This is a genomic window from Streptomyces luteolifulvus, assembly GCF_008806595.1.
Lineage (GTDB): Bacteria > Actinomycetota > Actinomycetes > Streptomycetales > Streptomycetaceae > Streptomyces > Streptomyces luteolifulvus.
Map to the genome: position 1 here is coordinate 13,403 of NZ_VZRB01000045.1, position 17,807 is coordinate 31,209.

The 17,807-nt window shown below is 71.0% G+C and carries 19 protein-coding genes; 7 read left to right on the top strand and 12 right to left on the bottom strand.

Annotated elements, in window-relative coordinates:
* Positions 1-146: 146 nt before the first annotated feature.
* A complete protein-coding gene (locus tag F7R91_RS37060) occupies positions 147-863 on the bottom strand; it encodes an anti-sigma factor antagonist (protein WP_150957568.1) in 717 nt (238 codons plus the stop codon).
* 131 nt (positions 864-994) lie between these two features.
* On the opposite strand from F7R91_RS37060, the gene F7R91_RS37065 reads away from it, so the two are divergent.
* Entirely contained in the window at positions 995-1,327 is a 333-nt protein-coding gene (locus F7R91_RS37065) for a helix-turn-helix transcriptional regulator (protein ID WP_150957570.1), read from the top strand.
* A gap of 27 nt (positions 1,328-1,354) precedes the next feature.
* Here F7R91_RS37065 and F7R91_RS37070 read toward each other — a convergent pair whose 3' ends face one another.
* The 7 genes from F7R91_RS37070 to F7R91_RS37100 all read right to left on the bottom strand — a co-directional run bounded on the left by F7R91_RS37070 (position 1,355) and on the right by F7R91_RS37100 (position 7,095).
* Entirely contained in the window at positions 1,355-1,810 is a 456-nt protein-coding gene (locus F7R91_RS37070; RefSeq protein ID WP_150957572.1) for a hypothetical protein, read from the bottom strand.
* A 115-nt stretch (positions 1,811-1,925) separates the two neighbouring features.
* A complete protein-coding gene (locus tag F7R91_RS37075; RefSeq protein ID WP_150957574.1) occupies positions 1,926-2,630 on the bottom strand; it encodes a class F sortase in 705 nt (234 codons plus the stop codon).
* A gap of 124 nt (positions 2,631-2,754) precedes the next feature.
* The gene (locus F7R91_RS37080; protein WP_225321003.1) at positions 2,755-3,165 is read right to left on the bottom strand and encodes a hypothetical protein; all 411 of its coding nucleotides are present in this window, start codon (positions 3,163-3,165) and stop codon (positions 2,755-2,757) included.
* A 185-nt stretch (positions 3,166-3,350) separates the two neighbouring features.
* On the bottom strand, positions 3,351-3,920 hold the full coding sequence (locus F7R91_RS37085; RefSeq protein ID WP_150957576.1) for a 3'-5' exonuclease: 570 nt from the start codon (positions 3,918-3,920) through the stop codon (positions 3,351-3,353).
* Between the two features lie 88 nt (positions 3,921-4,008).
* The gene (locus tag F7R91_RS37090) at positions 4,009-4,692 is read right to left on the bottom strand and encodes a lipoprotein (protein WP_150957578.1); all 684 of its coding nucleotides are present in this window, start codon (positions 4,690-4,692) and stop codon (positions 4,009-4,011) included.
* A gap of 336 nt (positions 4,693-5,028) precedes the next feature.
* Positions 5,029-6,567, bottom strand: coding sequence for a CYTH and CHAD domain-containing protein (locus F7R91_RS37095; protein ID WP_150957580.1), 1,539 nt, complete (start codon positions 6,565-6,567; stop codon positions 5,029-5,031).
* Between the two features lie 36 nt (positions 6,568-6,603).
* The gene (locus F7R91_RS37100) at positions 6,604-7,095 is read right to left on the bottom strand and encodes a MarR family winged helix-turn-helix transcriptional regulator (protein ID WP_150957582.1); all 492 of its coding nucleotides are present in this window, start codon (positions 7,093-7,095) and stop codon (positions 6,604-6,606) included.
* Positions 7,096-7,210: 115 nt separating this feature from the next.
* Here F7R91_RS37100 and F7R91_RS37105 point away from each other — a divergent pair, with 115 nt between their 5' ends.
* Positions 7,211-8,602, top strand: coding sequence for a pyridoxal phosphate-dependent decarboxylase family protein (locus F7R91_RS37105; protein WP_150957584.1), 1,392 nt, complete (start codon positions 7,211-7,213; stop codon positions 8,600-8,602).
* Between the two features lie 125 nt (positions 8,603-8,727).
* Here the strand turns inward: F7R91_RS37105 and F7R91_RS37110 are convergent, their stop codons facing one another.
* Positions 8,728-9,372, bottom strand: a complete 645-nt coding sequence (locus tag F7R91_RS37110) for a class I SAM-dependent DNA methyltransferase (protein ID WP_150957624.1) — start codon at positions 9,370-9,372, stop codon at positions 8,728-8,730.
* A gap of 174 nt (positions 9,373-9,546) precedes the next feature.
* Here F7R91_RS37110 and F7R91_RS37115 point away from each other — a divergent pair, with 174 nt between their 5' ends.
* Positions 9,547-9,825 carry a hypothetical protein gene (locus F7R91_RS37115; protein ID WP_150957586.1) on the top strand — a complete coding sequence of 93 codons (279 nt, stop codon included), beginning with the start codon at positions 9,547-9,549 and terminating at the stop codon, positions 9,823-9,825.
* A 14-nt stretch (positions 9,826-9,839) separates the two neighbouring features.
* Here the strand turns inward: F7R91_RS37115 and F7R91_RS37120 are convergent, their stop codons facing one another.
* Together F7R91_RS37120 and F7R91_RS37125 are read right to left on the bottom strand one after the other, a co-directional pair.
* A complete protein-coding gene (locus F7R91_RS37120; RefSeq protein WP_225321004.1) occupies positions 9,840-10,523 on the bottom strand; it encodes a hypothetical protein in 684 nt (227 codons plus the stop codon).
* A complete protein-coding gene (locus F7R91_RS37125) occupies positions 10,520-12,175 on the bottom strand; it encodes a serine/threonine-protein kinase (protein ID WP_150957588.1) in 1,656 nt (551 codons plus the stop codon). Before F7R91_RS37125 ends, F7R91_RS37120 begins: the two co-directional genes overlap by 4 nt.
* Positions 12,176-12,351: 176 nt before the next feature.
* Between F7R91_RS37125 and F7R91_RS37130 the strand changes: the two genes are divergently transcribed.
* From F7R91_RS37130 to F7R91_RS37145, 4 genes are all read left to right on the top strand, one after another.
* Complete coding sequence (locus F7R91_RS37130) at positions 12,352-13,083, top strand: YqjF family protein (RefSeq protein WP_225321005.1); 732 nt, start codon at positions 12,352-12,354, stop codon at positions 13,081-13,083.
* Between the two features lie 68 nt (positions 13,084-13,151).
* On the top strand, positions 13,152-13,910 hold the full coding sequence (locus F7R91_RS37135) for an IclR family transcriptional regulator (RefSeq protein WP_150957592.1): 759 nt from the start codon (positions 13,152-13,154) through the stop codon (positions 13,908-13,910).
* A 99-nt stretch (positions 13,911-14,009) separates the two neighbouring features.
* Positions 14,010-15,281 (top strand): PP2C family protein-serine/threonine phosphatase, encoded by a 1,272-nt coding sequence (locus tag F7R91_RS37140; protein ID WP_191971805.1) that lies wholly within the window; start codon positions 14,010-14,012, stop codon positions 15,279-15,281.
* Between the two features lie 292 nt (positions 15,282-15,573).
* Positions 15,574-16,782 (top strand): cysteine desulfurase-like protein, encoded by a 1,209-nt coding sequence (locus F7R91_RS37145; RefSeq protein ID WP_150957593.1) that lies wholly within the window; start codon positions 15,574-15,576, stop codon positions 16,780-16,782.
* Position 16,783: 1 nt separating this feature from the next.
* On the opposite strand, the gene F7R91_RS37150 is transcribed toward F7R91_RS37145, so the two are convergent.
* Complete coding sequence (locus F7R91_RS37150) at positions 16,784-17,683, bottom strand: restriction endonuclease (protein ID WP_225321006.1); 900 nt, start codon at positions 17,681-17,683, stop codon at positions 16,784-16,786.
* Positions 17,684-17,807: the final 124 nt, after the last annotated feature.

Here is a 17,807-nt window from a genome sequence, read left to right on the forward strand (position 1 = left end):
CCTGGTAGAGCAGGGACAGCGGCGATTTCCGGGTGCTGCTGCACCGGACGGGGCGAGGGCCGACGGCGGACGGGTGCCGGTGCCGTCGGTCTCGGCTCGTACTGCTGCGGCCGAAGCGGACGCGTACGCCTGGCGCGTCTGCTGACTCAGCCGTCCTCGTCGGACACGGGGGACGTGCTCACCTTCGCCACCGCGGTGGAGAGTTCCTTCTGCACCGACTCCGGCAGCGGAGAGCCATTCGTGGCGTCCACCAGATCCTGGGCCAGGTGGTGCAGCTTGGTGTTGGTGTTCTGGGAGGCCGTGACCAGCGCGGTCATGGCATCGTCGGGATCGAGACCGAAGGCGGCCATGAGGATGCCGCGGGCCAGGTCTATCGTCGGCCGGGTCTGCATCGCCCGCCGCAGCTGCACCACCTCGATGCGCAGGTCCTCCTCCGCGGGGCCCGGCCCCCGGTCGCCCTCCGCGGCATCGTCCGTGTCCGCGGCATCGTCCAGGTCCGCGGCCGTGAACAGCGGCCGGGTGTCCGTGAGCGTGAGCACCCGCTCGACGACGGGCCCGGCGGCTTCGATCCTGACTGTCTTGGACTGTGCGAGGGCCTGCTGCCGGATGCTCAGCAGGACGTTGAGGGCGGAGCAGTCGCAGAACTCGACGCCGCCCATGTCCAGATCGATGCCGCGGACCGAACGGGACAGCGCGGAGCGCAGCGCGCGTCGCAGCCGCTGGTCGGTCCCGAGGTCGAGTTCGCCGCGGACGGTGACGATCACGCGGTCGCCGTCGGCGCATGTGGTGATCGTCGGTTCGGTGTGCCGCGCGGACACGTCCTCCCTCTTCCCGGACGGTGCAGAGTTCGCCGGCTCCGGCATGGCCGCCTCTCCCCAGGAGTGCTCGTCCCTTGCCCCTCCAAGCTCGCTCACCCCCACCGAACACGTCAACAGATACATGAAACAAATTTCAGTCTTTTGGTTACGTGAACCCGTAGCCGTATAATGCGCTCATGGATGGAGTGCCTCAGCCGCACATGGGATGGACGTTCATCACCAACCACGCACGCGTATTGGCCGCCATTGCCGACAATCAGAGCGCGCGTATCAGAGACATTGCCGCGCACTGCCGGCTCACGGAGCGTGCCGTCCAGAAGATCATTTCTGATCTGGAGCAGGGTGGCTTTCTGTCGCACACCCGGGAAGGACGCAGCAACACCTACCGGATCGAACCGGAGAAGGTCCTGCGGCACCCCGCCGAGGCCGGCCTCTCCGTGGCCGCGCTGCTGTCGCTGCTCGTCAAGGACGAGGCCCACCGCACAAGGCGGCCTCCGCAGCGAGGCTGACGCCGCCCCGGCCGGCTCCCCGGCCGCTCAGTCCCACAGCGGATACGTCATCACGCGCGTGAAGCTCTCCGGCCGGCCGTCGGGGTAGGTCAGGCTGATCCGGGTGTAGTGCTGCAGCTGGGGGTGTTTCTTCCAGGGCCGCGGGTGGTCGAGGCGCACATCGACCCGGTACGTGTGGAATCTGCCCGCCGCGCAGTACGGCTTGCAGTCGTTCACCAGGTTGAGGCCCCGGGCCGTCGCCGAGTGCGCGTTCCACTTGGTCCACTGCAGGGAGGTGAGCCGGCTGTTGCCGTCACCGCAAGCGAGCATGAAGTCGGCGGGACGGACCTTTGGATGCCAGAAGCAGTCGACGAGCACCGGCGCCCTGGGCTGCTGTCGCACGGCCTGCGCGGCCGGCGGAGCGGCGCAGGCCGTGCTGACGGCCGCTCCGAGCAGTGCGGCGGAACACAGGGCCACGGCTGTCCTCAGCGTATGTCTGCGCATGTCCGCTTCCCGCCTGTCCACAGACGCATGGCCCCGCACCGGCCTTCGTCCCGGTACGACGCTACGACCGCCCCGGGCGGCGCACCACTCGAACGGAGCAGCCGCCGGACACCCCCTAGACGAGGTGGGCGAAGACGACCAGGTTCTCCGTGTAGTCCTTGGCGCTGCGGTCGTAGGAACCCGCGCAGGTGATGAGCCGGACCTGGGCCTGGGGGGTGTCGCCGTAGACCCGCTCGTTGGGGAAGTTGTCCTTGTCGAACTTCTCCACGCTGTCGACGACGAAGGACGCCGTGTGCCGGTCGGCTCGTGCGACGGAGAAGCCGTCCCCCTTCTTCAGTTGGGCGAGTCCGACGAACACGGCTGCGGACGTCTTCGTGTCGACGTGCCCGGCGATGATCGCTGTGCCCGCCTCGCCGGGGGATGCTCCGGCGGCGTGCCAGCCGACGAGGTTGGTGTCATTGGCGGGCGGGGGCTGGAGCTGCCCCGTGGGGCCGATGACCAGGTCGGTGAAGGGAGCGTCGACCGAGATCTTCGGGATGAGCAGCCGTACCGGTCTCGAGCGCGGCAGGTGCTTGCCCGCCGGGGCGGCGGGGGCAGTGCGGGCGGCCGGGGGCGGGGGCGGGGGCGGGGCCGCCGGAGCGGCCTGTCCGACGGGTGGTGGCAGGCGGGCGGTGTCGGACGATGTGTCATGGCGGCCGCCGAACAGGCCCACGGCCAGGACCAAGAGGACCACGGCGGACAGCATCATCACACTGGTGCGGGTTCCGGGGTCGGCCGGCGCCGGTTCGGCTCCGGTGGGGGCGGACGGATGCATTGCCATCGGACATCACTTCTTCTGGTCTTCTGGGGCACGGCAGCAGATGGGACGGGGGGCGGCGGCATGCGGACCGGGCCGCCACACAGTGCGCGGGTGGCGGCCCTGCCGCTATCGCGTCGGGCATGGGTCAGGCCACGCTTCCGGCGGTTTTCTTACGGCGCGCGGCGTACAAGCCGGTGCCGGCGACTGCCAGGACGGCGAGCCCGCCGGCGGTCACGTCGGGCGCGGCGAGCGCGCCCCCGCCGGTGTGCATACCGCCGCGCGGCTTGGCGTGGTCGCGCTGCTTGTAGGTCTCGGGGTCGTACTTGGGATCCTTCGCCACGGCCCAGTCGTCGCCGGCCGCCGTGAGCGCACCGCCGCCGGTGTGCACACCGCCGTACGGCTTGCCGTAGCCGCTGTCCTTGTAGTGCTCCTTCTCCTTGCTGTACGAGGAGTCGTCGTGGCTCCAGTCGTCCCCGGCTGCGTATGCGCCGGGTGAGGCGATCGCGATGACGGCCGATACCGCCGCCACCGAGAGAAGCATGCGGGCAGAGCGCATCTGACAGTCCTTCCGACACGGCCGGGCAGCTGCCGTTTCGTCAGCTGATGTGACCCGGCCCTGATGTGATCGACCGTCAGTCAGTTCCTCCCGTCCCACCACTCAAGGCGCGCACTCGGGGGAACTCGCGACATGGCGCGTCCCGGACGGGACGAGGAGTCGGGTGCACGCGGCACGATGACTCCTCAGCTACGAGGCCACATGCCCCGAGCCGACAGTTGCAGGACGAGGGCGCCGATGTTCCAGGCGTCGTCCTCACCCCGGTGGTGGCGTCCTTCGAGCGGCAGCCCGGCGATGCGCAGGGCCTGGGCCATGCCGGGGCGCTTGCGCAGACCGTGCGCCTCGGTGAAGACGGCCTTGGCATTGGTGTGGTACTGGCCGAAGGGGTACGGGGTTCTCGTCGCCCGGCACTGCCGGGTGAACTGGTGGCGGTCGTAGTCGCCCCAGCTGGCCCACGGCAGAGCCCCGGCCCGGTGCTCGGCCGCCAGCAGCCGGCACGCCTCGGCGAACGGCACCCCCTGCTCGGCCTCCTCCGGGGTGATGCCGGTCAGCTCGGTGCAGAAGTCGCTGACACCGGAGCGGGCGGGCCGCACCATGATCCGGTGCCGGGCGACGCGTTCCTGAGCGGCGGTGTCGACGACGGTCAGCCCGATCTCGATGATCTCGCTGACCTGGCCAGGCGGCGGAGAGCCGGGCCAGCACGTCGCTTCGACGTCCACGACATTCAGCAGATGCTCGGCCCCGGTGGTGTCCATGGCGGGAGCGTAAGGACGGCACCGAGTCCGCGGCACCTGGTTTTGCGCGCGGCCAAGGAACCCCGCGGGGCGCTCAGGTCACGCGCGGTCAGCTCACGCGCAGGGTCCGCTGCGCCAGCTCGTACGCCGGGAGCATCGCCTCGTGTTCCTCGGTGTCCATCCCGCCGAGATGCAGGACGACCGGACCCTCCTCCGTGATGACAGCGAGGGCGCGCTCCATCTTGGTCTCGTCCAGGAGCTCGCTCGTGTGGAGGTACTCGACCTCGACACCGGTGAGGTCGCCTGCCTTGAAGGTCCGGTACTTCTCCTTGCTCGTGCCTTCCTCGGCCGCCACGAAGGCCTCCAGTACGGTGCGGGCCTCGTCGTCGCCCGGCTCACCGGTCCAGACCCGGAGGTAGCCGATGTTCCCCGCGGGCTTGGCGTCGACCTCGCACGCGGCCGTGACCGGCCCTTGGTGCAGGAGAGCGTCGGCGACCGCGTCGGACAGTTCGTCCTCCCCGCCGCCGGCGCCCGCCCCGGGGGCGATGGCCTCCGCCTTCCAGCTTTCGGCGATGTCGAAGACGACGGGGAGTTCACACGCCGAACCGGTGGCGCCGACGGTGCCGCCGCTCTGCGCGACCGCCACCTCCGCACCCTTCGAGTCCGCCGACTCCGACGGGCTCGCGGACGCCGTCCCCGCCTTGCTCTCCGCCTGCGCACAGCCCGCCAGCACCCCCGCCAGCAAGGCCACATGGGCCAGCTGCCGCCACGGCTTCCCCACCCCGACCAGCACAGAACGCTCCCCTCTCGAACCAGGCGGGTCACAGTAGCCGACGGCACCGACAGGCCATCTGCCCGCCCGGCCCGAGAGCCCGTGTCACATCCCCGGCCGGGCGCACGTCGTCTGGCACGCACTCCCCACGCTCGGCTTCGCTCGCGCGGGGGACCCCATGCCGCGTTGCCGAACCGCTCGCGTGGCTCCGCCCCACTCTCGACTGCGCCCGAGCGGGGGCACCCCCATCGAGGGCGCTCCGGCGCCTTGCGATCGCACGCTCACCCACTCGGGCGCGCTCGCGCCGGGACCTCATGACGACGTGCGCTGATCCGACCGGGGAGGTGACACCGGCCCTCAGGAGCGGAGCGCCTTGCGCAGCCTGGGCTTCGACGCGCGGGCCCACACCCCCGGCAGCTCGCGTTCGCGCTTGCGGGCCACGGCCTGTTCCTGGCCGTACAGCAGGCCCCAGGTGAAGCCGGGTTCACCCGTCGTATGTCCGGCAAGTGCCAGGTTCCGCAGGGCACCCCGGGCCACGACGCTGTCCTGGTGGTCGCCGAGGACCTGCTGCACGGCCTTGACGCGCTTGCCGAGACGCTTCGCGGATTTGCCGAGCGGGACACGGGCCGGCTCGGTGGCGTAGCGGACCTTCTTCGCGGACTTACGGGCCTCATGCAGAGCTGTGTCGCACTCCGGCCCGGGGGAGAGCTCCAGCGCGTGTGCCACTCGGCCGGCCAGTCGGTCGTACTCCTTGAGAATCGCCTTGACCATCACCTTCTCCGGCTTGCGGGCGGCCTTGCGGCGCAGCGGGGGCCGGGCGGTGAGCGTGGCCAACGAGTCCAGAAGGCTCAGGTATCGGGGGGTGTTGAGCGCGTCGAGCGTGCGCTGACGCGCCTCAGAGCTCCTGGTGATGTGCCAGACCTGGAGCCGGGCGGTGACGGGGCCCAGGACCAGCTCCCGCGGCAGACCCCGGATGCCGGTACGGAGCCGCTCCTCCAGGACCTCGTGGTCGCGCTCCGCGCCGAGTTCGCCGCCGAGCCACTTGAGCTCCGCGCGGACCGGATCGGTGGCCTCGCGATCCAGCACCGACCGGTAGGAACGCAGGATGCTGCGCAGCCGGCGGCACGCGACGCGCATCTGGTGCACCGAGTCGGGCAGATCGCGGCGTACGGCCGGGTCGAGGTCGACAAGTTGGTGGACCTGCTGCTCGACGTACGTCAGAACCTCTTCGCCGGCAGAGCCCGGCGCGACGTTCTCGGCACGCTTGTCGGGGAGGCGGGGCGCTGCGACCCCGGTCTCCTCCAGGGCCCGGGCCAGTTTGGACGCGTGGTGGGCACGCTCGATGCCGTGCTTGCTCAGCGTCTTGTCCACGAGGTCCAGCAGCGAGGGGTCGGCGTCCTGGGCGAGTTCCACCTCCATCTCGGTCCAGGAGGCCAAGGTGGCCCCGCCGCGGAGGGAGGCCGCGTGGACCGCGTCGACGCTCAGTTCGGCGAGGACGGTGTCCTGGGAGCCGACGAGCTGCCGTGTGCCGCGGATGGTGCGGAGACGGACCAACGGCCGCAGTTCCGTGCCACGGGTGCGGGAGAGGACCAGGTCGCGCACGGTGTCCGGCACGGCGTCGCCGAGGGGGGCCTGCACCTCCTCCCGGCTGTCGTCGGACAGGGGCAGCTTGAGGTGCCAGCCGGCGTCGGCCCCGCCGATCCTTCGCCGCAGGGTGGCCGAGGTGCCGGCGAGGCGCAGGTCGTCCGTGTCGTAGTACACGGCGTCCAGTTCCTCGGTGTCCCGTTCCACGACGGACTCGATGCCGTCCACGCCGGTGAGCTCGGTCAGCCAGGAGGTGTCGTCGGGGGAAGGGGCTTCGTACTTTCGCTCTGTCTCACGCGTCGACTGGGCCATATCCTGCGCGTACACCGCTGGGCGCGGCTCAAACGCCTACGTGACGTCTTCTCGCAGCGCCTTGTGGATCTCGCTCAGGGCGCTGGTCAGCCGCGTGTAGTCGTCCCGGGCCAGCGGCTCGACGAAGTATCTCTCCACCACGTGGGCGTGAATGTCCGCGGCCCGGAGGAACACCCTGCGGCCGTCCTCGGTCGGTTCCACCAGGGCCACTCTCCGGTCCTCCGGCGACGCCACCCGGCGTACCAGGCCGCTCTCCTCCATGCGGTCGATCAGACGGGTCGTGCCGCTGCTGGTGAGCGTGAGGTCATCGGCCAGGTGACGCTGGGAGACCTCCTCGCCGGGCCTGCGGCACAGACGGATGAGGACCTCCATCATCGTGTGGCTGATTCCGCACTCCCGCCGCAGCGCGCTGTCGATCCGCTGTTCCAGGAGGGTGGCGGACTTGATCAGCAGCCCGAAGTCGTGCACGAGGCGGCTGTTGGCGGCGCGTGCGATGGCTTTGTCGTCCTGTCGGCTCTCAGGGATCACCCGTCGACTTTACTGCTTCGGCACCTACTGCCGTCTCAAATGCCGAGCAGTCAATTGCTGAGTACTCAACTAAATTCTAGAATGGCCGCACAGCCCGCGAGCGAGAGGGAGATCCATGGATCTGCAGCGCTGGCTCGGCCGAGCCACCCACGCGATACAGGACTGGGCCGACACCTTCGGCCCCTACCAGCCGCACCCGTCCGTCCTGGTCGACGACGACCGCTTCGGCGCGGTCTTCGAGGAGTTCACCGGGAGGCTGAAGGACAACTACCCGTTCTTCCACCCGCACTACGCGGGGCAGATGCTCAAGCCCCCGCACCCCGCCGCGGTGGTCGGCTACCTCACCGCCATGCTGATCAACCCCAACAACCACGCGCTGGACGGCGGACCCGCCACCGCCCGCATGGAACGCGAGGCCGTCGCGCAGCTCGCCACGATGTTCGGCTTCGACACCCACCTCGGCCACCTCACCACCAGCGGCACCATCGCCAACCTCGAAGCCCTCTTCGTCGCCCGGGAGCTCCACCCGGGACGGGGCGTCGCCTACAGCGAGGACGCCCACTACACCCATGGCCGTATGTGCGGTGTGCTGGGCATCAAGGGCCATCCCGTACGGACCGACAGCCGCGGCCGCATCGACCTGGACGCACTCGAAGAGCTGCTGCGCACCGGCGACGTGGGCACCGTCGTCCTCACCACCGGCACCACCGGACTGGGCGCCGTCGACCCCGTCGACCACGCTCTGCCTCTTGCGGAGCGCTACGGGGTCCGCGTCCACGTCGACGCGGCCTACGGCGGCTTCTTCACCCTGTTGGCCGGCGCCGACGGCCCGGAAGGGCTTCCGCCCGGGCCGTGGCGGGCGATCGCGCGGTGCGACTCCGTCGTCGTCGACCCGCACAAGCACGGGCTCCAGCCCTACGGCTGCGGCGCCGTCCTCTTCCGCGACCCCGAGGTGGGCCGCTTCTACCTCCATGACTCGCCCTACACCTACTTCACCTCCGCCGAGCTGCATCTCGGGGAGATCAGCCTGGAGTGTTCACGTGCCGGGGCGTCTGCCGCCGCCCTGTGGCTCACCTTCCAGCTCCTGGCGCCCACCCCGGAAGGACTCGGCCGGGTCCTGGGCGCCGGCCGGCGCGCCGCGCTGCAGTGGGCGGACCTGATCACCGCGTCCGACGTCCTGGAGCTGTACCAGCGGCCCGAACTGGACATCCTCAGCTACTTCCCCGTGGTCGAACCGGCCACTCTGACCGGCATCGACACCACGTCCGCCCGCATCCTGGCGAACGGCATGAGCAGCCCCGACCCGGTGTTCCTGAGCACACTCAAAGCCGGCCGGGCGGCGTTCACCGCACGCCACCCCAAGATCACCGCGGATGCCGAAGGGGCGCGGATCCTGCGCAGCGTGCTGATGAAACCGGAGTCCGAGCACTACGTCGAACACCTTCACGCCCGCGTGGAACAGCTCGCCGACGATGTACGGGTCGCGGAGGCCCGCCCGTGTCTGTAGGCGGGCTACTCCTCCCCGACGGATAACGGATCGTGCAGAGGGATGATGATCGTGTCCGCGAAGGCGGGACGGCCGCCGGGCCCGGGGGCCGCGGGCCGCGGGCCGCGTTGATCGTCCGTGCCTGCTCAGTCGGATCGTCGGCAGCAGAGGAAGACCTGCTCCTCGGGCGGGACGTCGGCGACCGCCGGAGCGAAGGTGTACGAGAACTCTCTGACGATCTCGAAGCCCCCGTCCTCGACGACCTTGCGAAGGTCTTCCCGCAGATAGCCGGAGACCCGGATCGTGTGTCCGAGGAACGGGATCTCGAAGTCGTCCACGTCGGCCTCCACCATCGACAGGACGAACAGACCACCGGGAGCCAGCACCTGGTGGATCGTCCGTACGGCGAGGGGGATCTCCGCGCGGGGCAGCATGAGCAGGGAGAAAAAGGCCGCGACGGCGTCGAAGCGGCCCAGGTCGCGGGGACCGCCGGGGCGCAGGTCGGCGAGGTCCAGCTGATGGAACGTCGCGGCGGGGACGTACTGTCGGGCGAGGTCCACCATCCCGCCGGACAGGTCGACGCCCACCACATCGAAGCCGGCGTCGGTCAGCTGGCGCGCGGTCGGCACTCCGGTGCCGCAGCCGAGGTCCAGCACACGTGATCCCGGAGGCAGGGTCTCGATCAGCCAGTCGCCGGCGGACACCTGGCCCTCCTTGTGCGGAAAGGCCTCGTCATAGCGGTCGCCGATGGCGTCGAAGGCCTCGGCCTGACCCGTGCGATCGATCGGCATGCGCCCATAGGCAGCGCCGCTGTCTCTGTCGATCACCAAAGTAATCCTTCGAAGAGCATGGTGGATTGTTTCACAAACCGTGAACGCCGGTCGGGCGCATGCACGAATGCGCGGACGCGAGTTCGGTTCCGCTCGACGCGCGGAAGGCAGCCATGGTGCCTATGATCGTTACGCGTGGCACATACATTCGCCGAGCTTGTCGAGAAGCAGCGCGCAGCACGTCAGGCGCACAACCGGGTGGATGAACTGCGGAACTCCTACGGGCCGCCCACCCAGCACACCTGGACCGCGCAGGAGACCGAGACCTACGAGACCGCATTGCGGGCCTGGCGCGACCTCGACCGGGACGCGCGCTCCGCGGTGGCCGAGTACGCGAGGGAACAGAGCCGTCCGCGACAGGAGATCGAGACGGAGCTGAACGAGGCTCTGCGGCAGAGCGGCTCGGGCAACTAGGCTGGCTCCGGTCGTCAGAAACAGTCGTAGGTGAACTGGATGGTGGCCGTGTCGCGGGTGGGGGAGAGGATGTGCAGCTCCGCCTGGGCCCGGTAGCGGCCCTCACCCTGGAACGTCCACAGCAGATGCACCCGTGCCTGCTTGCGGCCCTGTGGGGTCACCTCGCGCAGGACGTCCGAGGTCGTGCCGTCGCTGCGCACCCAGCGGTAGGAGACGGTGCCCGGCCGTCCGTTGGTGGTGAGCAGTCCGACGATGTCCGCGGTGCCGTCGCATTCCACGGTCGTCTGGCGGGTCGTGACCGTGACCGCCTCCAGGCCGAGGGCAGTGGTGGAGCGGTGCCAGGCCAGGAACGCGATGACCACGATCAGCACGAGCGCCGGCAGCGCATGACGGCGCAGTCCTCGTCGCGGGCGCGGTGCGGGCACCGTCAGCTTGGGCAGCGTCGTGTGGGAGCGGTGCGCGAGGGCGGCGGTCACACCCGGGCCGAAGCGCAGCACGGTGCCCTCGACGCGATCGGGCGGCGTCTCCTGGCCGGGTGGCAGCTGGACGGTGCGGTCCTCGACCAGAGTGGTGTCCGGCTCGGGTCGTTGGAACCAGTGGCTGGCGAGCACGGTGGCGCTGTACTCGGGGTCGTCGGCGTGGCCCGCGGGCGGGATGTCGCTGCCGGGCGCGGGAGTGCGGTCGTCGGCCGTGGTCATCGGATGGTGCACCGCCTCGTCAGGAGCTGCTGCGACGCGCCGCCGTCGGCAGAAGCGGGGGTCGTCGTGGCCTGCACGGCCCAGTAGCAGCCGTTGCCGAGGAATGTGTGGTCGAGCGTGAGCGTGTACTGCTTGGCGCCGCTGCGGGCGAACGTCTGGGGCGCGCCGTCCGGGGTGCCGAGCTGCCCGCTCGTGTTGCCCGTGTACCAGGTCACGGTGATCGAGACCGGCCCGGGGCCGTCCGTGGTGACCGTGATGGTCGTCGTGCCCGTGGACGGGCCCGTCTGACGGAAGTCGGACACGGCGACGTCCTTGACCGCCGGCGCAACGGGCCCGGTGGGGGCGGTCGGGGATTCGGTCGTCTCGGTGGGCGTGGCCGTCGCTCCGCCGGGCGGCGTCGTCTCCTCCGCCGTGTCCGAGGCAGACGCCGACGCCGAGGCTGACGGGTCGTCGGAAGCCGAGGACGCGGACTCGGACGGCGAGGAGCTGGGCGATTCGCTGGACGTCGAGGACGCGGACGGGTCGGTGGAAGGGGTGGCCGTGGCGGGTCCCGACTCCACTCCCGGCTGTGCGCTGGTCGTGGCGAGCGCTTCGGCGGCCTGCTCGCCGGCGGCGTTGCTGTTCTGCGGTGTGCCGTACGCCAGAAGGATCGCGAGGATCGCGGCGGCGGCGGACACGAGCAGTCCCGGGCCGGTGGGCCGCCAGGCGTGTGCGGGCGCGCGGCCCCGTCCCTGGCGCAGGACGGTGCGTGCGGTGTCGGTGGCGGTCTCCGAGCGGCCGGTACGGGCCGAGGGGAGCAGCAGCGCCAGCAGGGCCACGAGCGCGGCGAGCCTGGCGCGACCGCGGTCCTCCCAGTCGGGACCGTAGGAGGCGACGGCAGCCGCCTCCAGCTCGGTGACGAACTCCTCGGCGTGCAATGGCCGTTGCTCCGGCGACTTGGCCAGGCCACGGCGGACCAGGGACCGTACCGCCTCCGGGACCTCGTCGGCGGGGACGGGCGCGTCGACGTGCTGCAGCGCGAGTTCCGCGAAGTTGCCGCCCGTGTACGGCTTCCGGCCGGTCAGGCACTCGAAGAAGGTGGCCGTGGCCGCGTACACGTCGCCCGCGGGGGAGGCGGGCGCACCGGTCCACTGCTCCGGGGCCATGTAGGACGGTGTTCCGGCCACGCTCGCGCTGTCACCGGCCGACACGGCGATACCGAAGTCGACGAGCTTCGACGCGCCGTCCGGCATGACCAGGACGTTCTCGGGCTTGTAGTCGCGGTGGACGACGCCGATCCGGTGCGCGTCGGCCAGCCCGAGCAGCGAGCCCTTGAGGATCGCCAGCGCGGCCTCGGGGTCCAGCGGACCCTGCCCGGCCAGCAGGGACCGCAGTGAGACACCGTCCACCAGCTCCATCACGATGGCGGCACCCTCGGGGCTCTCGACGTACTCGTACAACCCGGTGACGTACGGGCTGTCCAGGCCGCCGAGCAGCCGTGCCTCCGCGCGGAAGTCGTGCACGAATCCCGGGCGGGTGTGCAGCGACTCGCTGAGGTACTTCACCGCGACCTCGACGCCGGTGTCCTCGTGCACGGCCAGCACGACGCGCCCGCTCGCCCCGGAGCCGAGCTCCAGCGACTCGGTGTACCCGGGCACTGCCCATGTGTTCATCCATAACCCCCCAGGGCGGAGCCTCCATGGCCGTGAAAAGCTTCAGGCCACGCGACCAGAGACACAGTTTCGGCCACTTTGGTTGCACCGCGCCCGTGTGTACGGGACGTGACGGACATACTGACGCGATGACGCCGCCAACGGACCCACACCCCCCGGTGCTGCCGGAGGACATCATGCCCGATGCCCCTCAGACGATCGGACGCCCCCTGCTCACCCAGTCCTGGCTCGACCTGACCTTCCTGCACTGGGCCGCGGATCCGGCGGACGTGGCCCACGCGCTGCCGCCCGGGACGGTGCCCGACACCCTGGACGGCGTCACCTACGTCGGCCTGGTCGCGTTCCGGATGCATCGCGTCGGGTGGCTCCGCCTCCCGGGCGTCCCCTACCTCGGCAGCTTCCCCGAGACCAATGTCCGCCTCTACTCGGTGGACGCCCACGGGCGGCGCGGTGTCGTGTTCTGCTCGCTCGACGCGTCCCGTCTGCTGCCGGTGGCGGTCGGGCGGCTCGGCTTCGGGATGCCGTACCTGTGGTCGCGCATGGCCGTCCGCCACGACGGCGACATGGTCACCTACACCAGCTCGCGGCGGTGGCCCGGCCCGCGCGGCGCCCGCAGCGGCATCACCGTCCGCGTGGGCGAACCCATCGAGGAACCGACCGAGTTGGAGCATTTCCTGACCGCGCGCTGGGGCATGCACGGCGCCTTCTTCGGCCGGCCGATGTACCTGCCCAACGCCCACCCGCGCTGGCCCCTGTGCCGTGCCGAACTGCTCAAGTGCGACCAGGATCTGGTGGCCGCGGCCGGTCTTCCCGAACCGGTGGGAGAGCCGGTGAGCGTCCTGTACTCGTCCGGGGTGCCGGCGCGCTTCGGCCGCCCCGCCCGCCCGGCCGGCATCCCGACCCCCTGATCCCTGCGGCTGTCACGTGTCGCCGCAGGTGCCTTGCCTGTCCCCTGTGCCTGGCGCAGGCTGGGCGTATGGGTGCACAGGACGGCCCTACGCTCATCACGTCCGTGCAGCGGGCCTTCCGGCTGCTGGAGGCGGTGGGCTCGCATGTGAACGGCGCGCCGGCGAAGCAGCTGGCGCGTGAGACCGATCTGCCCCTGGCCACGGCCTACCACCTGCTGCGGACGCTCGTCCACGACGGCTACCTGCGCAAGCTGGACGACGGCGGCTTCGTCCTGGGCGACAAAGTGCAGACCCTGAACGACACGGGCCGAGGACAGACGACGCTCAGCCGGGTGCGGCCCACGCTCGCCGCCCTGCGCGACGAACTCGCGACCGCCGCCTACCTCACCTTCTACGAGGAGGGCGAGATCAGGGTCGCCGAGATCGTCGACAGCCCGAGGACGCCCCGGGTCGACCTCTGGGTGGGCTTCGAGGACGCGGGGCACGCCACGGCGCTGGGGAAGTCCGTCCTGCGAGAACTGGACGAGGACGCCCGCAACGACTATCTCTCCCGGCACGCCCTCGCCGATCTCACGCCGAGGACCATCACCAGCACCCCGGTACTGCTGCGACAGATCGACGCCTCGCCGGTGGCGCCGGCCGTCACGGACCTGGAGGAGTACTCCCTCGGCACGGTCTGCGTCGCGGTGCCCGTCTACCGCGGGGCCACGCTCGGCTCGCTCGGTGTCTCGCTCCCCGCGGACAGGCTGTCCCGGATCGAGGAGATCCGGGCCCGGCTGATCCCGACGGCGAGCCGCGTGACCAGGAGCCTGTCGCTCACTATCTGAAAATCCACTCCTTGTGGCGTCCGGACCGAACCCGTTTCCTGAAGGGAACGCACAGGTCGGGTATGCACCCACGCACAGGTGAGGACTTCGGACGACAACATGAGCCAGGCCCGAGAGCATCGTGGCGGTCCCCGGCCGCCGCGGCCCTTCAGGAACCGACTCGCCGGACCCGGGGCGGCAGCCCTGAAACGCGTCGCCGCACAGCTCGCCGCCGGTACGCCCGTACTGCCCGTGCTGGTCGTCTCCGTCATCGCACTCGTGGATCTTGTCGGCGGAGCGGGGATGATCTGGCTGCCGCTGCTCGCGGCCGGGCCCGCGCTGGCCGCCACCACCAGCGGGCCGCGCGGGGTCCTCTGCGTGGGTCTCCTCGCCGCCGTGCTGGGCGCGACGCTCGGCACCCGGGACGGTGTTCCGGACCGTGAGCTGGCGGCCGTCCTGACCGCCCTGGTGTCCGTCACCCTGGCGAGTGGCCTCGCCAGCGCCGTACGTGGACGCCGGGAGCGGGTTCTCGCAGCCGTCCGCTCGGTCGCGGAGGCCGCCCAGCACGCGCTGCTCAAGCCCGTACCGGCGACGGTCGGCCCGTTCCATGTGGCCGTCCGCTACAGCGCGGCGGCCGCGGAGGCCCGTATCGGAGGCGATCTCTACGCGCTCGTGCCGACTCCGTACGGCGTCAGGCTGATCGTGGGCGATGTGCGGGGCAAGGGGCTGCCGGCCGTGAGCACCGCCGCACTCGTCCTCGGTGTCTTCCGCGAGGCCGCCTACGACGAGCCCGACCTCCTCCAGGTCGTCAGCCGGATCGAGCGCAGCCTGGCGCGCAACCTCGGACACGACGACTTCGTCACCGCTGTCGTCGCCGGATACCCGCACTCGGGGCATCTGGAGGTCGTCAACTGCGGACACGCGCCGCCGCTGCTGGTGCGTGATTCCGGAGGCGTCGAGGCCCTGGAGCCCATCCGTCCGGCCCCGCCGCTCGGGCTGCGTGCCCTGACCGGCGAGAGCCCCTGCCTCCAGGTGGTGCCCTTCACCGAAGGGGACCAGCTGCTGCTCTACACCGACGGGGTCACCGAGGCCCGTAACCACGGCCGCGAGTTCTACCCGCTCGCCGACGGCCTGGCCCGCCATGTGTCCGACGAGCCGGAACGCACCCTCGCCGCCCTGCACGACGAACTCCTGGCGCATGTGGGCGGCCGGCTGCACGACGACGCTGCGCTGCTCCTGCTCCGTAAACCGGCCACCACCGAACATGCCATTCCCCATGCGGCCACCCCCGGACAGGAGCCCGTGGCCCGTCGCGGCGGTTCCCATCCCGTCACGCCGGACCCGGATGTCCCGCTCGCCTGCTCACCGTGCGGCCGGGACGGGCACGCCTGACGGTCGCGTTCCGCCTCCCGTGAACTACCGGAGGCCCGTTACGGGTACACCGGCTACAAGACCTGCTCCAGCAACATCCTGGACATCCAGTGGAGCGACGGCCACACCGACACGTTCGTCATCGGCACCCGCCGAGGCGCCTCCGACTGATCGCCGGCCGGGCTCCCGACAGGAGCCCGGCCGGCCACGGCGTTGCGCGGGCGCTGTACGAGGATGGAAGAACGGCTGCCGCCCACCCGGAGCGGCCGCCGGGCCGGTCACCGGTCCCGTGCCTGTCGTCCCAGGAGTACGCATGGCCTACGACGTCGACGCCGTCCGCGCGCAGATCCCCGCCCTGAAGTCCGGCACCGCCCGCTTCGACGCGCCCGGCGGCACCCAGACCCCGCAACCGGTCATCGACGCCATGGCCGACGCACTGGCCAACCCGCTCGCCAACCGGGGACTCACCACCGAGGGCGAGCGCAACGCGGAGAGCATCGTCACCGCCGCCCGCGCAGCCCTGGCCGACCTGCTGGGTGCGCAGCCCCGCGGCATCGTGTTCGGCCGCAGTGCGACCCAGCTCATCTACGACCTGTCCCGCACACTCGCCAAGACCTGGAGCGCGGGCGACGAGGTGGTCGTCAGCCGCCTCGACCACGACGCCAACATCCGCCCCTGGATCCAGGCGGCCGAAGCGGTCGGCGCCACCGTCCGCTGGGCCGACTTCGATCCGGCGACCGGCGAACTGCACCCCGAACACATCGAAGCCGTACTGTCACCGCGCACCCGCCTGGTCGCGGTCACCGCCGCGTCCAACCTCATCGGCACCCGCCCCGACATCCCGGCCATCGCCGCCCTGGCCCACGAGGCCGGAGCCCTGTTCCATGTGGACGCGGTGCACTACGCCTCGCACGCCGCCGTCGATCTGACCGCGCTGGGCGCGGACACCCTGGTCTGCTCGCCGTACAAGTTCCTCGGCCCGCACCTCGGTGTCCTGGCGAGCAGCCCGGACCTGCTGGAGACGCTTCACCCCGACAAGCTCGCGCCCTCCACCGATGTCGTCCCCGAACGCTTCGAACTCGGCACGCTGCCGTACGAACTGCTGGCCGGTGCGCGTGCGGCCGTGGACTTCCTCGCCGCCCTGGCACCGGAGGCGTCGGGCACCCGCCGTGAACGTCTGCTCGCGGCCTTCAGGGCGATCGCCTCGCACGAGGACGTCCTGCGCGGCCGTATCGAGCGCGGTCTCGCGGACATCGGCGGAATCACCGTGTACTCAAGGGCCGTACGGCGTACCCCGACCCTGCTGCTGACCCTCGCCGGCCGCGATTCGGCAGCCGTGTCGAAGCACCTGGCAGACCAGGGCGTCGACGCCCCGGCCGGAACGTTCTACGCCGCGGAGGCCGCGCGCCGGCTGGGACTCGGGGAGGTGGGCGGCGTCCGGATCGGACTGGCGCCGTACAACTGCGTCGAGGATGTGGACCGGTTGTTGGAGACACTGGGGGCGCCCCCTGAGGGCCTGTGATTCACCGTCGCGGTGCGCGGCCGTGCGGCCGTGCGTCGCGGGTGCGCTTGTTGAGGCTTTTGGCCTCGTTGAGGATCCGGCCTCGCGCCATGAAGGTCACTCCGCGCTCGCGGAGCACGGCGTCCACCTGGTGCTGTCTGCGGCCGGAGCGGAGCAGACGCGCGGCCTCGGACACGAGAGCGTCCGGTGAGTCAGAGGCAGGCGTGGGGGCCGGGGCGGCAGGGCGGGTCCGGCCGCGGTCCGCGCGGGCCGCGGAGCCACTGCCGATCGGGCCGGTCCGGAAGCCGAACCGTGTGGCGAGGAGGAATGTGCCGACCAGCCAGCAGGCCAGGAGGATGCCGATGAACTTCAGGACGTCCAGGGCGAGCGGGCCCGTGTAGGTCTTCTCGTCCCCGATCGAGCCGAACGGTGCCAGGAGCAGACTGACCCCGGCGACCACGCGCCAGTTCCGCTTCCAGAACGACTCACCTGACGCGTCGGACGCGGCGGCAGCCGCGGAGGGAGACGGGGAAGGCGAGGGCGAAGTCGACGGGGAGGGGCGGCTGATACGGCGGGCCGGGGCGTTGACCGGCGTCATCATGCCGTCCAGGCCATACTTGAAGAGCGCGATGCTCCACTCCTCGGCGTAGGCCACTGCCGTCGGCGCGTAGTCGCTCCCCGTGAAGAAGATCAGCTGCGCGTTCGACCCGCGGGGACGTGCTCCCACGAAGCGCTGCAGTTCCGGACGACCGACCTGGGCCGCCTGGTACTTGACCTGTCCCAGCGCACCGGCGGCACGGACGTCGACGCCGGAGTCCGGGCCGCCGGGGCGGGCGGTGGCATCGGCATAGCCCCAGTGGCGCATCCAGCGGGCCGCGTTGAGCTCGGCCTGCTGCCACGACGAGATCTGCATCGGCTGCATCGGCCCAGGGGGCTGAGCCCCTCTCGACGTCCCGCTCATGTTCCCCCTCATGCACCCACCCCAGCGGCCGGGCGGCAAGCCGCTGCAGAGCCGCCTCATCGTATGCGGTGTCGGAAGTGTCGGA

What these genes read in the sequence shown, in the direction of transcription:
- F7R91_RS37070 (WP_150957572.1), bottom strand. Translation starts at nt 1,810, where the DNA reads ATGCGCAGACATACGCTGAGGACAGCCGTGGCCCTGTGTTCCGCCGCA.
- F7R91_RS37130 (WP_225321005.1), top strand. Translation starts at nt 12,352, where the DNA reads ATGCCCGATGCCCCTCAGACGATCGGACGCCCCCTGCTCACCCAGTCC.
- F7R91_RS37080 (WP_225321003.1), bottom strand. Translation starts at nt 3,165, where the DNA reads ATGCGCTCTGCCCGCATGCTTCTCTCGGTGGCGGCGGTATCGGCCGTC.
- F7R91_RS37105 (WP_150957584.1), top strand. Translation starts at nt 7,211, where the DNA reads ATGGATCTGCAGCGCTGGCTCGGCCGAGCCACCCACGCGATACAGGAC.
- F7R91_RS37075 (WP_150957574.1), bottom strand. Translation starts at nt 2,630, where the DNA reads ATGGCAATGCATCCGTCCGCCCCCACCGGAGCCGAACCGGCGCCGGCC.
- F7R91_RS37125 (WP_150957588.1), bottom strand. Translation starts at nt 12,175, where the DNA reads ATGAACACATGGGCAGTGCCCGGGTACACCGAGTCGCTGGAGCTCGGC.
- F7R91_RS37120 (WP_225321004.1), bottom strand. Translation starts at nt 10,523, where the DNA reads ATGACCACGGCCGACGACCGCACTCCCGCGCCCGGCAGCGACATCCCG.
- F7R91_RS37060 (WP_150957568.1), bottom strand. Translation starts at nt 863, where the DNA reads ATGCCGGAGCCGGCGAACTCTGCACCGTCCGGGAAGAGGGAGGACGTG.
- F7R91_RS37150 (WP_225321006.1), bottom strand. Translation starts at nt 17,683, where the DNA reads ATGCAGCCGATGCAGATCTCGTCGTGGCAGCAGGCCGAGCTCAACGCG.
- F7R91_RS37085 (WP_150957576.1), bottom strand. Translation starts at nt 3,920, where the DNA reads ATGGACACCACCGGGGCCGAGCATCTGCTGAATGTCGTGGACGTCGAA.
- F7R91_RS37135 (WP_150957592.1), top strand. Translation starts at nt 13,152, where the DNA reads ATGGGTGCACAGGACGGCCCTACGCTCATCACGTCCGTGCAGCGGGCC.
- F7R91_RS37145 (WP_150957593.1), top strand. Translation starts at nt 15,574, where the DNA reads ATGGCCTACGACGTCGACGCCGTCCGCGCGCAGATCCCCGCCCTGAAG.
- F7R91_RS37110 (WP_150957624.1), bottom strand. Translation starts at nt 9,372, where the DNA reads ATGCCGATCGATCGCACGGGTCAGGCCGAGGCCTTCGACGCCATCGGC.
- F7R91_RS37065 (WP_150957570.1), top strand. Translation starts at nt 995, where the DNA reads ATGGATGGAGTGCCTCAGCCGCACATGGGATGGACGTTCATCACCAAC.
- F7R91_RS37095 (WP_150957580.1), bottom strand. Translation starts at nt 6,567, where the DNA reads ATGGCCCAGTCGACGCGTGAGACAGAGCGAAAGTACGAAGCCCCTTCC.
- F7R91_RS37140 (WP_191971805.1), top strand. Translation starts at nt 14,010, where the DNA reads ATGAGCCAGGCCCGAGAGCATCGTGGCGGTCCCCGGCCGCCGCGGCCC.